This is a genomic window from Providencia sp. PROV269 (genome assembly GCF_028477785.1).
Classification (GTDB): domain Bacteria; phylum Pseudomonadota; class Gammaproteobacteria; order Enterobacterales; family Enterobacteriaceae; genus Providencia; species Providencia rettgeri.
Genome location: NZ_JAMPLV010000018.1, coordinates 79810 through 97015 on the forward strand (window position 1 = coordinate 79810; position 17206 = coordinate 97015).

14 protein-coding genes and 2 pseudogenes are annotated in these 17206 nt (G+C 31.8%); 9 read left to right on the forward strand and 7 right to left on the reverse strand.

The genetic code is table 11. From position 1 onward, the window contains the following. Positions 1 to 24 precede the first annotated feature (24 nt). The 8 genes and pseudogenes from PR683_RS18240 to PR683_RS18275 all read left to right on the forward strand — a co-directional run. Entirely contained in the window at positions 25 to 618 is a 594-nt protein-coding gene (locus PR683_RS18240; RefSeq protein ID WP_228367715.1) for a fimbrial protein, read from the forward strand. Between the two features lie 18 nt (positions 619 to 636). Further along, positions 637 to 1230, forward strand: a complete 594-nt coding sequence (locus PR683_RS18245) for a fimbrial protein (protein ID WP_228367716.1) — start codon at positions 637 to 639, stop codon at positions 1228 to 1230. Between the two features lie 14 nt (positions 1231 to 1244). Continuing rightward, on the forward strand, positions 1245 to 1991 hold the full coding sequence (locus PR683_RS18250) for a fimbrial biogenesis chaperone (protein WP_272526664.1): 747 nt from the start codon (positions 1245 to 1247) through the stop codon (positions 1989 to 1991). Further along, the gene (locus PR683_RS18255; RefSeq protein WP_272526663.1) at positions 1984 to 2733 is read left to right on the forward strand and encodes a fimbrial biogenesis chaperone; all 750 of its coding nucleotides are present in this window, start codon (positions 1984 to 1986) and stop codon (positions 2731 to 2733) included. The genes PR683_RS18250 and PR683_RS18255 overlap by 8 nt, the downstream gene beginning before the upstream one ends. 56 nt (positions 2734 to 2789) lie before the next feature. Beyond that, on the forward strand, positions 2790 to 5384 hold the full coding sequence (locus PR683_RS18260) for a fimbria/pilus outer membrane usher protein (RefSeq protein ID WP_272526662.1): 2595 nt from the start codon (positions 2790 to 2792) through the stop codon (positions 5382 to 5384). Positions 5385 to 5431: 47 nt separating this feature from the next. Further along, positions 5432 to 6502, forward strand: a complete 1071-nt coding sequence (locus PR683_RS18265; protein WP_272526661.1) for a hypothetical protein — start codon at positions 5432 to 5434, stop codon at positions 6500 to 6502. A gap of 553 nt (positions 6503 to 7055) precedes the next feature. Continuing rightward, on the forward strand, positions 7056 to 7637 hold the full coding sequence (locus PR683_RS18270) for a histidine phosphatase family protein (RefSeq protein WP_228367721.1): 582 nt from the start codon (positions 7056 to 7058) through the stop codon (positions 7635 to 7637). 27 nt (positions 7638 to 7664) lie between these two features. Beyond that, a pseudogene (locus PR683_RS18275) lies at positions 7665 to 7835 on the forward strand (IS6 family transposase); the annotation flags it as partial. Positions 7836 to 8034: 199 nt separating this feature from the next. On the opposite strand, the gene PR683_RS18280 reads toward PR683_RS18275, so the two are convergent. From PR683_RS18280 to PR683_RS20445, 7 genes and pseudogenes are all read right to left on the reverse strand, one after another. After that, complete coding sequence (locus PR683_RS18280) at positions 8035 to 8712, reverse strand: fimbrial protein (RefSeq protein WP_272518386.1); 678 nt, start codon at positions 8710 to 8712, stop codon at positions 8035 to 8037. A 65-nt stretch (positions 8713 to 8777) separates the two neighbouring features. Continuing rightward, a complete protein-coding gene (locus tag PR683_RS18285) occupies positions 8778 to 10331 on the reverse strand; it encodes a fimbrial protein (protein WP_306804327.1) in 1554 nt (517 codons plus the stop codon). Positions 10332 to 10397: 66 nt separating this feature from the next. Next, positions 10398 to 12893 carry a TcfC E-set like domain-containing protein gene (locus tag PR683_RS18290; protein ID WP_272526660.1) on the reverse strand — a complete coding sequence of 832 codons (2496 nt, stop codon included), beginning with the start codon at positions 12891 to 12893 and terminating at the stop codon, positions 10398 to 10400. A 19-nt stretch (positions 12894 to 12912) separates the two neighbouring features. After that, the gene (locus tag PR683_RS18295; RefSeq protein WP_198634005.1) at positions 12913 to 13596 is read right to left on the reverse strand and encodes a hypothetical protein; all 684 of its coding nucleotides are present in this window, start codon (positions 13594 to 13596) and stop codon (positions 12913 to 12915) included. Positions 13597 to 13683: 87 nt separating this feature from the next. Next, entirely contained in the window at positions 13684 to 14298 is a 615-nt protein-coding gene (gene ecpA / locus PR683_RS18300) for a common pilus major fimbrillin subunit EcpA (RefSeq protein WP_228367726.1), read from the reverse strand. Between the two features lie 123 nt (positions 14299 to 14421). Continuing rightward, on the reverse strand, positions 14422 to 14676 hold the full coding sequence (locus PR683_RS18305; protein ID WP_222960784.1) for a helix-turn-helix domain-containing protein: 255 nt from the start codon (positions 14674 to 14676) through the stop codon (positions 14422 to 14424). A gap of 772 nt (positions 14677 to 15448) precedes the next feature. Further along, a pseudogene (locus PR683_RS20445) lies at positions 15449 to 16166 on the reverse strand (hypothetical protein). Positions 16167 to 16484: 318 nt separating this feature from the next. Between PR683_RS20445 and PR683_RS18310 the strand changes: the two are divergent. Then, positions 16485 to 16799, forward strand: a complete 315-nt coding sequence (locus tag PR683_RS18310; RefSeq protein ID WP_228367727.1) for a helix-turn-helix domain-containing protein — start codon at positions 16485 to 16487, stop codon at positions 16797 to 16799. The last annotated feature ends 407 nt before the right edge of the window (positions 16800 to 17206 follow it).

Below are 17206 nucleotides of genomic sequence, written 5' to 3' on the forward strand. Positions count from 1 at the left end.
AAAAATAATTTTAGAGAAAATATAATGACCTTAAAAACATCGTTTAGAACGAATTTAATAATGTTTTCAGTATTTGTTACAATTAATTTTTTATTGTTATCTAAATCTTTTGGCTCAACAGTTTCTTTTAAAGCATTAATTTCAAATAGCGTAGGATTAGGATGCAAAGTTATTATACCTAATAATGTATTATCATTTACGCCATTAAAATCTAATATAGTGGTAGGTAATATTAAAACATTTCAAATAAACCCATTAGTTATAAGATTGTCATGTGTTGATGAAACGGAAGAATTATTACCTTTACTAACTATAAGTGGAGTAACACCTTATCAAGATGATACAACTAAATCTATTTTTTTAGATGGAAACACTAATGGTGTTGGATTTATGATTCGCCAATCAATTGATAATCAACAAATTTCACTAAATGATTTCTATAAACCAACGGAAGCAATACAAAATAATGGTACCCCTAAACAGTTAAGTAAATTAAATTCAATTAATGCCTATCAATCTGAAACATTGTTATGGGTTGGTTTGGTCGGTCCATTACGCACTGTAGTGACTCCTGGTAATTTTAGTGCCACATTAACTGTCAATGTAGCTTTTCAATAACTATAAGGTATAAATAACATGAAATATTATTTCATAAATTTTTTATCTAAAGTGATTGGTATATTTTTTTTTACTGTAATTAATAATAATTTAGCTTTTGCAGTTGCGGGAAGTGCAAATAGTAATATTTATTTCAAAGCAACATTTGTTGGTGGGGCTTGTGAAATAACAGCACCATCCGTCATTCAATTTAATGGCGGAGAAATGATAATGCCTACAGAGATTAGACAAAAATTATCAAAAACTATTGAAAATTTTAATTTAATCCTATCTAATTGTTCCGGTTTAGGTTTAATACCAACAATAACAGTTAGTGGAGAGTCGACAACTGACTTGGGTATTGCTGTTTTTCGTAATATCCCTAGCCAAACAGATGCAGATGGATATGGTATCTTATTAAGTACTATAGGTAATAATTCTTTTGCTGCCAATAATAATTTAGCTGTAGAGAATATAATTCATTCTAAAGATTGGAATTCTAATAACTTATTAAGTTCAATTGATAAAATACTCCCCATAAAAGCTGTATTAACTTGTGGAGATTGTAATTCAAAAACACAACGTGGTGGGGATTTTAATGCAACTATTACCTTTAATTTTTTATATGAATAAGTAGAGTCAATAGCATGATAAAACCAGATAATATATTTAAAATTTTAATATTATTTCTATCTACATTATTCTCAAGTATGTCCTACTCAAGTGGGGGTATTAGTTTAAGTCAAACTAGGGTAGTTTTCGACTCAAATATGAAAAGTGCAAAGTTATCAATAAATAATCAAAGTGAGCGAGTTTATTTGATAAATAGTAGAATTTACGATAATAATAGCTTAGAAGATAATAAAAAAAATAATATTACGGATAGTTTTTTGATTACTCCACCAATATTTAGACTAGAAAATAATGCTCAAAATACATTAATGATAACACCAAATGATTTATCTGCATTACCTTTAGATAGAGAATCAGTTTTTTATATAAGTATTTTAGCTATACCATCTGCAAAAAAGTCTGATGAACAACAAGAAAATTTATTATCAAGTAAAGTTTCTGTTGGAATACGTATGTGGATTAAATTATTTTATCGTCCAGACAACTTAAAATCATCACTTAATAATGAATCTGAGAACTTATTATTTTCAAATGAAAATAATAAGTTGATAATTAAAAACCCAACATCTTACTATATAACAATTGCTATGCTAAACATAAATGACAAACCAATAAACATCAGAGATCAGGGGGCAATGATTGCTCCATTCTCAAGCAATAATTACGTTTATAGCGAAAAGATCAACAAAGTTTCGTGGTCAGCCATAAATGAACATGGAGGTTTAACTAAAACATATAAAAAAGAATACAATAATGACTAATTTTTATAAGAAAAAATATTTTTTTTATTGCTTATTTTTAATGAGCTATTTTTCTTACTCTATGGATAGTGGCTTTCTTTTAGAAGGAACTCGTGTAATTTATTCTGAAAATGCAAAGAATGGCGTTACTTTTAATATAACAAACAATACGGATAAAATATTTTTATTACAATCAAGAATATCAGAGTGGGATAAAATTAAATCCACTGATGAAGTAAAAGGTAATATTTCAAAAAAGAATAATATACATGAATTGCCATTCATCGTTGTTCCTCCTCTTTCTCGTTTTGAACCGGAACAAAAAATGACACTTCACATACAAATGATTAAGGATACTTTACCAAAAGATCGTGAGTCTATTTTTTCTTTATCATTAAAGACGATCCCTAATCAAGAAAAATTAGATAAAAAAAATAAACTGATAATTGCACTGCAAAACAATATAAAACTATTTTATCGCCCAGCTAATTTAATAGAAATGGATTTAAATTCAAAGTTAGATAGCATTCAATTTCATATTAGTGAGAAAAAATTAATAGTAAAAAATACAACACCTTATTACTTAACTTTAAGCAAATTAAGTTCAAATAAGATAAATTTATTGAGTAATGGAGATAACATGATAGCTCCTTTTGGCGAAGTTAATTATTTATCAGATAAAGAGTTAAATAATATTATTCACTGGCAAATTTTAGATGATGATGGTCGGATGTCAAGAATTGCTGAAAGAATTATTAACTAATTAAAAAAATAACTAAATCGACTATAAAAATTGACATGTTAAATTGAGAATTAACTATGATATTTCTAACAACGATTATAAAAAAACAACCAAAAATTATTTATAGATTAACATTTTCTTATTTGTTCGTTATATCTAGTTTTGTTAGTGCAGAAGATTATTTTGATCCTAGCTTTTTAACTTTAAGTGGTGAAAGTAATAATATTGACTTATCTATTTTTTCTAATAAAAATTCAGTTGCTGAAGGTGAATATACTCTAACAGTATTTTTAAATAATCAAGATGTAGGTCAATATTCTCTTACTTTCTTAAAAAACAGGAAAGACATAGTCACTCCAGAGCTTACAACTAAACTACTAAAAAGTTGGGGGGTTGATGTAAATAATATATCTTCTTTAAGTTCTTTACCTAATGATAAAGCTATTAATGAATTAGATAGTTATATTCCACATGCAACAATCAAACTGGATTTGGCAAGATTACGCTTAGATATAAGTATTCCTCAAGTAGCTATGGACCCGAGTTTTGATAAAAATTCAGACCCTAACTTGTGGGACAATGGTATACCTGCAATATTGATGAATTATAATATAAGTGCAGGGCATTCAGATAACGATAACTCTGTAAAAAATGATAATTTATATGCATCTATTCGTTCTGGTGTAAACATTTCTGCGTGGAGATTACGTAGCACAATGACTTATACTCGCTCGAAAACAAGTGAGTCTAATAACCAGCTAAATAGCTTGCAACAGCAAACTCAGTTTTCTGATACGTATATAGCAAGAGATATTAATAATATTCGTTCGTCATTACTAGTTGGTGAATCAACTACAGGTAGTGATGTTTTTGATAGTATACCATTTAAAGGTATTAAATTAGCTTCTAATGAACAAATGCTACCTAGTCAATTAAGAGGATACGCGCCATCAATTACTGGGATTGCAAATACTAATGCGAGAATAACTGTTCGCCAAAATGGCAATGTAGTATATGAAACCTATGTTGCACCTGGTCCATTTAATATTAATGATATCCAACAAGCTGGCTTATCTGGTGATTACGACGTAACAGTCACAGAATCTGATGGCTCTGAACGTCGTTTCATTATTCCTTATTCCGCTTTACCCATGATGTTACGTCCAAAGGGATCGAAATATGAATTAACTATGGGCCGTTATAATGGTTCATTAACTCAAGGCTCTCGAGAATCTGATTTTATTTTAGGTACTGCGGCTTATGGATTACCTAGCGGAATTACTGTCTATGGGGGAACAATCCTCTCAAAAAATTATCAGTCTTATAATTTAGGTACTGGAGTTTCTTTAGGACAGGTAGGAGCACTATCTGGCGATATAACTCATTCTTCTACTAAGTTGATAAACAATAACTCAGAGTCTAATTCAAAGGTTGGCCAATCTTATAGAGTACGATATTCAAAAAGTTTAGACACTACTGGTACTTCAGTAGATTTAACTGCACTGCGGTACTCAACTGAAAATTTTTATAATTTTAATGAATTTAATAGTCAAGGTTATCAGTTAGGAAATGGCGTCAACCCTTGGATTTTGCAACATCGCCGTAGTAGTTTTCAAACTCAACTTAGCCAACAATTAGCTGAATATGGATCATTACGATTTAGGGCAAGTAAAGATGACTTTTGGGGAAGCAATAAAACATTAACGGGGCTATCATTAGGCTACAGTGGAACGGCAAAAGGGGTTAGTTTTGGTTTAAATTATAGTATTGATAGAGTCAAAGATACAAATGGGCATTGGCCAGAAAATAGACAGGTTAGTGCAAACATCAGTATCCCATTTAGAAATTTTTCTTTCTCACAGAATACTTCTATCTATGCAACATCGATGTATATGCAAGATAATCACGGAAAGACCCAAAACCAAGTTGGTGTTAGTGGTAGTATGCTAGATAGTTCAATTTCTTACAGCCTTTCTCAAAACTGGGGAAATCAAGGACAAGTTGCTACTAGTAATGCGAATGTTGCTTATCAAGGAAGCAAAGGTAGCATTAGCTCTGGATATAGCTATAGTAATGATTCTCGTTCAATAAATATGAATACAAATGGAGGAATATTAATTCATAGTGACGGAATTACACTTTCAACTTCAATGGGAGATTCTGTTGCATTGATTAGTGCACCAGGCGCTTACGGTGCCAGTTTAAATAATGGTGCAACTATTATTGACCAACAAGGATATGCAGTTGCTCCATATTTAACCGATTATACAAAAAATAGTATAGGAATTGATCCAACAACTTTACCAGATAATGTTGACCTAATACATTCTAATGTCAATATTTATCCTACTAAAGGAGCGGTAGTCAAAGCTAATTTAAAAACCCGAATTGGCTATCAAGCTCTAATAACGATAATTAATAAAAATCAAACCGTGATACCATTTGGTACCATAGCAAGCTTACAACGCACTAATAATGAAAGTATTACTGGTATTGTCGGAGATCAAGGGCAAGTTTATTTATCAGGACTTCCAGAAAAAGGTAGTCTGCATTTACATTGGGGAAATTCTCCTGATGAACAATGTATCGCTAACTTTAATATTAATGATTCCATAGTAAACAAATTCAACTTAATACATCAAATTAATAGCGTATGTGAGAATAAGAAATAATTTCACTGTGATAAATAAAATTGACTATACATAGATAGGTTTATTATATGAAAAGCTTTATTCATTTTTTACCATTTATAATTTTTATAAATTTTAACTCATATGCCGATATCACAACATATCCTGGTAAAGGAGATGTATTCAATACACCTTTATCAGGCTCTATTAATATTCAAGTTAGCGCTCAAGGAAACTGGGTGTGCAGTCAACCGTATACAGCAGGAATAGTGAGCACTTCCAATTCCCCTTATCCTTCTAGTAGCTATGGAACAACTTCCGATGGCGTATTCGGGCTCGTGTATAAACCTTGGCCTGCAAGCGATACCGTAGTGACATTAAATGGAACAACAACAACGAATAGAACCACTTCTGCAACTGGAGCTGGTATTGTCTCAAATTATCAAGTTAACTGGACTAATGGAAAGCCATCTGCATCATCTAACTACTCAGAATGTCTAACTTCATATCCATGGAACTTGACCCCTACATTCACTAGTGGAAGTAATAGAGGAAGTGGAAGTTCAACTGCGAATTTAGTTGCAACAGTCCATGTTGGACCAAAAGCCGTCAAAGGGGCGACCTATAACCCTACATTATCAAATTTACGTTACTATGTGCGTGATGCTACAAGTGGATTTAACACAGCTAATTTACCAAATGTTACCATTGTTAGCCCAATGACTTGTTCTATATTACCTATAGCTGAAGTTGACTTTGGTATAGTAAATGTAACAGGAAAATCAAATAACGAGCAACTTGCTACCAGTTCAACTGAACTTATAATTAATTGTAATTCTGCTGATTCTCAGACAATTACTGCGAATATAACAACTTCATTTTCAGGAAATTATGTGAATAATAGTCCAACTCAACTTGGAATTTTAAACTCAACCAATGCTGTCATGGGATATATTCGGGGGCAATACTCTACTGAAAAAACTAATTGCGTTTCTAATCCATCAAAAGATATTTATTTTAACAATACAAATAGTAAAGTATTAAATAATATTGGAGTAGGGCAAACTAAAGTACCAATATCTTGGTCACTATGTAATAATAGCACGGGCTTATTTGGTGAGGGTAATGCGCAAGCCACTGTTAATGTATCATGGGATTAATTAATAGCTTATCGTATTATATATTAGATTTAATTTACACTGATTGAAATTCGAGCACAGATATATTACATATGCTGTGCTTGAATTGTATCTTAATAAATTAGAATGTGAGCCCAAGCCGCTTGTTGTGCTCGATAGCGTCCTGGTCGATTTCCTAAAGAGGATCATAGGTAGAGTAGGGGAGAACATAAGCACGCCGTTGTCCTGAGCATCACGGCAAAGCAGCTCCATTATAGGTAACTACTCTCTGTCGAAAAGATCTAGCGCAGTGCGGTCATTCAATTACTTAGCGATAGTTATACCCAAATTCATCTTCCAGACTCGGGTTTATTAGGGATTATCTACGTCACCTTTTTACCTGATTATTCCCACTTTCATCCTTTGGTACTTACGTTGGTATGGTTCGACACCATCGAGCTATACCAATATCACCGATCGCAGCATTCGGTGCTCCTCTCCACGATTTATCTCGATTTTATAAAGAGATAATAGTAGACTTAATCCCGAGATAATTAGAAAATTATCTCGATTATTTTAAATAAAGGTGTAATTTATGCATCACAAATTGGTATTTTTAAGTGTGCTATTTTTTGTATTTAGCTCTATAGCACATTCAACGCAAACAATTGTATTTATTCGACATGCTGAGAAGCCAAATAATGATAGTGGACAGTTAACTTGTAAGGGGTTAAATCGCGCATTAGCCCTGCCTGATGTGCTTATTTCTCAGTTTGGTAAACCAGATGCACTATTTGCCTCTGCACCGAAACAGAATAAGTTAGGTAGCTCATTACGGGCGGTTCAAACAATTACTCCAATGGCGATAAAATTATCATTACCAATTAGTCTGAATTACCACGCTAAGGAAACTAAAAAGTTACAAGACACTTTATTGAGTCGCGAATACGAAAACTCAGTCATTTTTATCGCATGGGAGCATGACAACTTAGTCAAAGCTGCTAGAGATATAATGAAAAATGAAGGTGGAAATCCTGGCGAGATCCCAAAATGGCAAAGTAATGATTTTGATAGTATCTATGTGTTACGAATTAATCACGATAACAGTTCAAAAATTATCACTTTTGAACGCACACAACAAGGTCTAGATAATGTATCAGAACAATGCCCTGAATAAGGGATAATGATAGTAAGTGGAATACTTATAATAAATCCCACATTAGGGCTTAAATCCCTAAAAACTGCGTATTTAACGATTAAGGAAATTGAAGTGATGCGTGCACTACGAAAAGATCTGGGTAAGCAATTTTATTACGAGTATTCCTTAAGAGAGGTGCGTGAAGTGAACAGAGTTTTTGTCTGTAATTCATTTTGAACCGAAAGTTTCAACTTGATTGCTTTTTTGCAGCAGTGTCGATATTTTTGAATATATAGAAATGTTCTCATGACCAACGACGAATATCTTAACTTAGTGAAGAGCGGATATTACAATATTGATTCGCACAATCTATCTTATGTTAAATTGACAATTAAGAAAGCGATATCTTGTTAGTTTTTAAGATGTACTTACGCAATTAATCGCAATTGTCTATAGAGTAATACTTATTGAAAATAACTATATACTTACGACTTTTATTCTTTAGAAGCTCATTTCGGAATTCTTGTTTAGGTAGTAGATAAAGAACTAAAGGCACTTCATTTTCATCAACCTCGCAACTTTTATGGATAAGAACTCGAAAGTAGGTATTACCTGTGTTTCTGATGCTACCACTCTGTTTTTCAAACTCATATGTAAATTTCGGGTTTAATGGCCGGACTACAAAGTATGTTTCTAAACTGACTGTTGGATAAAATAATGGTTTTTTATTCTTATTATCATCATCTGTAATTTCTAAAGATGTTTCACTAATAGTGATTTTATAATATCGTTCAGTATCATCTTTATTTCCCCTATAAAAAATTTTAAAGAACTCTTGTTCTCCCGGTAGTAAAATTTTTTTAAGGGGTGTAAATATTATTTCACCATTTTGAATTGGCTGCCCATGTTCACTACTACCAGGCTTATCTATTTTATATGCAGAAAATGCATATAAGTTTGTTTTTTTTGTATCATTTATATATGGCTTAGAAAAAAACTCCTCTCCTGAATCCATAGAGGATATATCTGAATTTATATATAATGCATACACACTTTTACTAAAAAGCAAAATCAAAGATATTATTGTAATTTTATAATATAATTTTTTTTTCATAGCTAATGGTCTGAACCTATATAAAAAAGTAGGCTACTTAAACGTTATGTAGCCCAAGATAGAGATTATTGAATGTCAGGACCTGTCCAAATAGCCTTAACAGTTACGTTCCCAGTAGCAGAGACTGTTCCTAACCAATCAATTCCATCTAAAGTGAAAAAAGAATTTGATTCATTCATTGGGAAGGACAAATCTAAATTTGTTCTATAAAAGGAACCTAAATCTTGATTCGGCTTATCCCACGGTGTCTCAGCCCATAACGCATTTTTTAGAGAGATTTCATTACTATCACAACTAGCCCTAAATTTTGCATTAGTACCATCACTATTTTTAAACGAAAGGTAAGCAGAAAAAGGGACTTTAAGCTTATCATCATTTGAACTAAATAAACAATATGGCTGGCCTTTAAGGGTTGTCATCGGCCCTTCTACTTTAGCCGTTATAGCATCCGCTTGCCGAGGTCCACTCGTGGTAACAATATAATTAAATTCAATAGGTGGCTCATCGTTACCTACTTTTCCAGTTTTAGACTGATTAGGGTTAAAATCAGCAGGAATAATACTAATACCATAATCTCTCGGCTTTATAATCAATGTATTTGATGGTGTAAATTCATAGTAACCAGATTGCGGAACAGCAGTATTTGTAAATGAAAAAGTAAAAAACTCTTGACTATTAGTGAAGTCAACACCTGATGTAATTAATTGTTTTAAAAAAGTATTAGATAAAAATATTGATACATTTTTATTGTTACTTTTAAAATAATAGTTTGCGGGGTATGTCGTATTATAGTAATACCAACTATTAGTTCCATCATCAGGCCCAATTAATATAGTATTTGCACCTGGAGCAAAAGGTATAAGTGTTCTATTTATAGTCAAAGCTAGTCTAATATTTGCAAATATATCACCTGTTGTTTCGTGATCAATTACTCTACAGATAATACCATTTTGATTTGATATAATACCTATACGACAAAACTGTGATCCAAGACCTATATTAGGATTACCATTACTATCAATAAAAATTTCTTGTAGCGCGCCAGTCGATGTTAACTTTATATGCCCAGACTTTGTTATATTAAATTCATGTGAGGCTATAATATTACCACCAACACTTTGACAAGACTCCCCCTTACTTGGATCATAATCATTATTAGTCATACAAGCTCTGTAGCTATAGTTTTCAACTGAACCTACAGGTAATTGAAGAAAGTACTGATAGGCTGAATCGCTAAATATACCTCGTGCATAGTAAGATTCACCATTTATATTACTTTGTACTATTTTATAAGCTCCATTTTTTCCAATGTATTGAGCAGGCCAGTAACCACTGTTATCTGAACAATAGCCTCTCATGCATCGATTTCCAGTAAATGGCTTATCTATCTGTGAGTTTTCTAACCAAATATCAACATTTCTATTAGCTTGAATTGATGTATTAACATATCCCATGTAACCGAGACTAAGCTGAGAAGTTCCCGCATATTTAGTATATTTATTCGATCCTGAAAAACGAGGGTCCGTTGTTCTTGGAGTAATAAAATATTCGTTATCTACATTATTTTCAACAAAAACATAGCTATTAGTTACATTTGCTCCGTGAGCACTAAACATCATAAAATAATTAACAATAACGCATGTAGTTAATGTTAATTTAAGAATTATTCTCATGAAAAAGCCCTATTACCTTTTTGCTAAGCTAGACTGAGGTTCACAAGTTACCTCTCCGACCCATAATGCTCCCCGAGCTCCCTGAAGATTCAAATCTGCTTCACAAATAGTTTGCTGGTCATCTTGCAATAACGATATAACAGGATATCTAACATCAACATCCATAGAAAATTCACCATTTCCATCAGTTTTTGTGTGACCTATATGATTTCTAATTGAAGCAAATTTAATATATTCGCCATCAGGCGATTTTAGGCGTCCAAAAACAGTTATAAGCTGCCTAACTTCTGGTTGATAAAGAGCAATATTGCCTGGATATAATGTTACAAATTTACTTCTACCAGATACAATATCAAAGCTATCTTTGGATTTACCGTCATTCATTAGTTGTATGTCATAATCCGAATAAGGAGATAATGGAATGAAAGTATTTTTTCCACTGATAGGATAGTTTTGTCCATTGACTTTAGCCATCATACTTCCATTACCTTTTATATCTGAGTTAATAATGACCCCTGATTTACCTTGTTGTCCACTTGGTGTTATTACCCCATCACTATATGCCAAAGATCCACGTGATGTTAAATTCCCATTAATACGATTATTATCAGGTCGGTTAATTGTAACTGTACCTGAATTATATTTCATATCATAGGATGCATAACCTAATGTTGAAAAATCAGATTCGCCGTTATCTTTATCACGGACTAATTTAGAAACAGAAAGCCCTGCATTCGTAATAATAGAATCTTCAAAGTTCTTATTAGCATATATATTTGCTTTAATATTTCCATTTGTGGATGATACCCCTGTACTTAGCCACGTAGAAAGAGGTAATGAAAAGTCAAGATTAATATATTTTTCATTCGTACTATTCTGATTATCATAATGATAGCGTTGAACCCCTGCCCTTAATCCAACAGTCCCATAGCGGCCAGAAAATAAAGTATTAGCGTATTCATAGTTAATTGAATCACTTCCTATGCGGCGATCTTTAGTATTACTAATAGTAAATGAGCCGGTTCTATCAATAATTTTGTCGAAATTAATTGTCCCGCCATAGGAATAACTATCAGCATCATATAGAGGTAAATCACCTTTAATTGTCGTTTTTTCTTTCGACGCCCATAAAGATCCATACCCCTCAGGGATATTAATGGATATAGTCGCAATATTTCGATGACTACCGTGATTTTCTAGCATGCCCTGCCAAGATACTGAAATATAATTATTTAAAGATGCATTCACACTTGTTTCTTGAACAACAAACTTATCGAATCCATAGTTTGACATCTGAAAACGAATTCCAGATAAGACAGGAAAGTTGTAACCAAATGAAGCGCCGGCTAAATAGCTTTTTTCAGGTGACTGACTATGAGTGCCCTCCCCTCTTACATAATTTCGCTTATCAAAGTCAACATATCCACCATAAATTTCCCAATTTAATTTATCAAAATTACCGGTTATTGCACCGAATGACTTGTTAATGGTTTGGTGTTGAGTTGTCACAACCTTACCATCAACAACTGTTTCAATTGTTACTTCATATATCCCATAAGGTAGTACACTAGTATCAATTTCAAAATTACCCATTGGAAAATTTTGAATGTTTAAGAGCTTACCTTGGCGATAAATACGTACTTCACCAGGACTATTTAAAAATGCATAAATTGGAGTTAAGGATTGCTGTTTATTATTAACTAAGCTAGATGAGTTATTCCCAATAGATGCTGCATATATTTTACTGCTACTTAATGCAGTTAAACTAGCAATTGATTGTAAATTCCATGTACTCATTAGGCCTAACGCAAAACGAAATCCATTAAAATCACGCTCATACATTGCACGATAAAGTTCAACGCTCGAATTAGATTTTCCGATACTGTAGGCTGAAGCATTGACATTAAAATGATGCTCTGCTGCTGCAAATATGGTATCTAAGTTAAAATAACTGCTAGATGAATCTTTCGAATCTTTAACTCGGCTTTGGAATACACCTAAATCATAATTAGCAACTGCTGATAATGAATTAACGGAAGAATCACCTAATACTGATTGCCTATCGCGTACTTTGGGTGCAAAAGCCGCTTTGTCAACATCTAATGATAAATTAAAGGTAGAAATATTTAATTGAAGAATAGCATTATTTTCAACTACTATATTATTCTTATCATTGAAAATTACGTTTTGCTGATTTTCAAGTTTCTCTGTTAGTAAAGTATTAAGCTTTGCGCCTTGTTCATTTTCGATAAGGTGAATGCTAGCTAATTTTATTTTATCTTTTTCAATAACAATGACAGCATCAGCAATTTTGCTTTCACTTTGATTTTTTTTAGTATCATCACTTAATCGTAAAAAAACAGGTACGGACATTCCTTCCTCTAGTGCGCTTACAAATGCAGGAGGAATAATATAGCCACCAATTTTTATACTTTTAATTCCGTTAGCATTAATTGAATTCGAAAAAATAATACTCAATATTGATAAAGCAATAGCACTCTTACGCATAATTTAAGTCCATTCTTAATTATTTGACAACAATGAACTCTCCTTTGTGCCAAATACCAACGCTTGATTTTTTATTTTTGATATCCACAAACTGTAATTTAACGGCTAAATGTGGCATGAGGTAATAACGTTCGCGACAAATACCGTCTACTCCGTACTTTTGTTTTTCTGTTAAACAAGGACCCGAAGCTACTACACGGAATGAACTATTGCCAATATTGGATACTTGTGAACTGTTAAATTTATAATTAAAATTTTCAATTCGTGGTGCAACAACAAGAATTGTACTAATAGTAGCTGATGTTGTTGCTGACGCTGACTTTGAACTTTGTGTCACCCCACTCTCACCAATAGGATCATCTTTCCAATTTAATCGATAATAACGTTCTTTATCATCCCTTGGGCCTTGATAAATAATCTTAAATACATCCTTCGCCTTACCAGGAAGGATTAAGTTAGCCGGTGTTGATAAAATTTCATTAGGGTCCTTTACAGAAATAACTTTTCCATCTTCAAGAGGAGAGTCAATTTTTTCGATTGTTAAATTAACTAGTCTTGCCGTATCAACCGTATTTTCAATTTCTTTTGCTAGTGTATCTTCATCGGATGATATTATTTCAGTAATATTACCTACATTAACAGCAAAGCTGTTTTTCAATGGAATAATTGCTAATAAAATTAATGCAAATATTATTTTTTTCATAATCAAAAACTTCTATTTATAGAAGATAAAGATATTATTTCCCTATAATATCTTTATCTTATTGTCAATTATATAATATAGGGATAATTAAGGAGCTGGAGCTGGAGTAAAAGTACCATCCCAAGTTGCAGTAAATTGAACTTTAACATCACCATCCCATGTACCGTCTGTGAGAGAGTTAAAGTCTGTAGCTGCACCTGCAGATTCTGCATTTGCAATTACAAAAGTAAATTCACCACGGTCTGTTGCACGGTCAGAGCTATTATAGACACCATCAGCAGCTAAATTATCTAAACCAGAAGTTAGTCCTTTAGATGTATCAATTAATACAGTATCGGTATCTTTAGTTAAATCTTCCCCGTTCCATTTAACGCCAACTGTTAATTTAGAGTCATCAGTTGTTCTTGCTAATGTATTAGCGATAATTTTAGATGCTAATTTAAAGTCTGTAGCACCAGACTGGCCTTGGATAGCAATATCAAATGCACCATTTTGCTGATTGAAGCTTTTTTGACCTTCTGCATAATTAAATGTAAGACTTTTCAATGGCGTTACAACTAACATACTGGTTGTATCTTTGATTGCAGTAGCTTGCCATGTCGCAGTTGCTTGAGCAGTACGAGTTTCAGCATTAGCAACGGTAGCAAAAGAAGCAGCAATAACTGTTGATAATAAAACAGTTCCCAATTTTTTATTTAACATATTATTCTCTCTAATTTAAATGAATAACAAAAATTAATTACATAGTATAAAAAACACTTTTAACCGTGCTTTTTATAAAATATAATCAATGTGTTTTAAAAAAATAATTCAAAATATATAAATTTAAGAAATGTGCGTGTTATTTCTGATTGACTCAAACTCTATATACTTAAATAGTTCAATCCATTTTTTGTCCAATACAAACAAGTACTGATCTAACTGATCTAATGTTAGTGATGTAATTCCTGTTTCGTAACGAGATACCTGCTGTTGACTGACATTTATTAATTTAGCTATCTCTTTACCTGATAAGTTTTTATCTTTGCGAGCTTTTCTTAAAAAACATCCAACCCTACTACTTATTATATTATTTTTCATATAACACCTAACTATAAAAACTTAATTCCCGCATATTTAACTCTCGTTAATAATAAATATATTAAAATAAGAGTAAAAGCGTTATTTGCAATCAAAAGTAAAAAAATGATAGGCAAAAACAATCAATCGACGATAGAAAAGCAGAAATGCGAAAGTAAATACCAGTTTTACGCGTAATTGGAGTGTTTTTAGGTTTTATAAGCGCATGATTAGTAAATTAAATTAGATATTTCGATTTTTTTTGTATTTTTTAGGTGAAAAATTATTACTTATAATATTTGTATGCTTATAATCGCTATACATAAACATGAAATTAAATATAATATTACATTTTATTACAATTAAAACAAAAAATAATATTTTTAACTTGTATTTTAACACATTAAACGAGTTCAAGTTAAAGTAAAAAATGAAGAATTGAAATCTCAATTAGAGAACAATTTACGTATCTAGACAAAATAGCGCTAGAAAATAAGAAAAATCTTAACTTTATATATAAAAAAGTAAAGTCAAATTTTATTAAACAATATAAATACCCCACTAATTATTAAATTAATTAACAAAAATCAATGTAACTAGTAATCTTCATTTTTTAACAAGGAATTAGCAACAAGATTAAATATAAGATAAAAGCTACTAATTGACTGTTGAAATAAAATATAGAATGAGATATTAATTGGGCTCATTAACATAATTTAGATTTTCACTAAAATAGTGATGTACAAATCATAGAAAATGAGTGGCTACCGATTCAATAAACAGCAATAAATCTTTATTTGTAGTATTTTACATACTCTACAAACGACATCTGATTATTGGAGCCGTGCCTGTGTTCACGTTGTAGAGCATTCTATATACTCAAAAACACCCATTTGCACTTATTCTTGTGCTTAGTTGACCTTTTGCTTGATTCTTTCCAGTTTTTATAATGAAAAAAAATCTCTGCAACAGCGTTGTCATAGCAAATAACTCTACGACTCATGCTTGTTATCAGTTCATATAATAATCACTGGTATATAGGCTTTCTTCATCCGAGTATACAAGTACATTCTTTATAGGTGAACACAGCCATATCCCCATAAATACTGCATCTAAAACGTGGTCTTTCATCATTCTGCTTTTGATTAACCAACCGTGCGTCTAAGAAGCAAGATATCCTATCAAATGAACACTAAATATTTTACACATGCTTAGAACCGGATAACATGTTGATTGACTTTAATAAAGGTGTACTTCAGTCGAACTGGATTGGGAAGTACACTGCGACTTTCTCTTATATATCTCGCTTATTAGTGACTCTCTGTAACTATTTTTTTAGTTGGCGGATGATAAGATATAGTTTGATATTGCGACAAGTCTGAGCCATAACATTTAATCCATATATAAAGATCATGTGTTGTTGTCTCTATTCAGTTAGCAACACTGGCTACGAAGTACCTATCTTCAGTTAACTTTTTTACAGCTTCTATTTTAAATTCTTCAGATATCATTTACTGCCTATAAAGTCCTTTCTTTTGCTATGTTATCTACCTCAAAGGTGTTTATTAAATCGGTAGCTAATCAATTCGATCATTTTCAATAGATAACAACTCCATGCATTATCATACTCAATATAAAATGTATGTTCACAAACAAAATAGTGAAATATTATTTTGAAAAACATTAATTCCACGATATAAAAATAACAATTTGATTTGAAAAAAATCTTTACGCAGAATTTTATTGCGCAGCGATATAAAAAGGAGTAAATGTAATGAATAAATACAAAGTGTAAAATAATGATTCAAAATGTAACAATGGGAGGGAGTATGAAAAAAGCTGACCTCATATCAGTAACTGCAGGAGTGAAGTTAAAAAAACTTAGAATAGAGGCTGGTTATAAAGTATCTGAATTTGCAATACAAATTCAAAGAAGCGAACAACAACTTGTACGTTATGAATCAGGTATAACCAAAATTGACCTAGGAACACTGTTTTTGTACCTAAAAGCCTTAAATGCAAATGTGTGCGATTTCATGCAATCTCTATCTTTGGAATATGAAGAAGAGAAAGCTCAAAACCACTTTTGCATATATAAAGAAAAAGATAAATTCGTTAGTCTACTTGCAGATATTAATTATTAAATTTTATATAGAAGCACCTTAACATAAGGTGCTTCTATCATAATCACTAAACAGTAATTAATAGAATAAGCATTTTGGGTTCGAAATGATATAAGTAATTGAATATATTAAATAATATATACCAGCACTTTACTAGATTAAATATCATTCATCGAAAGAGACAAAACTTCTTAACTAGAAAAGCAATTATAAAGAGTTATCGAAGAGCAGGCTAATGCAACAATGTAATAATTTACTTTCAACTAAAGTACGTCTTTACTAGAATCAGCCACATACTGAGCCAATTCGTCATTCTTTCAATTTTTTTGCGTTCACCTTAGCTGCTATTATGTATAGCTCCTTACTTCTCAGACTTATTAAATGATTCTAGATAGGAGCAACTGGCTTTTATAGCTATAGAAAGATAG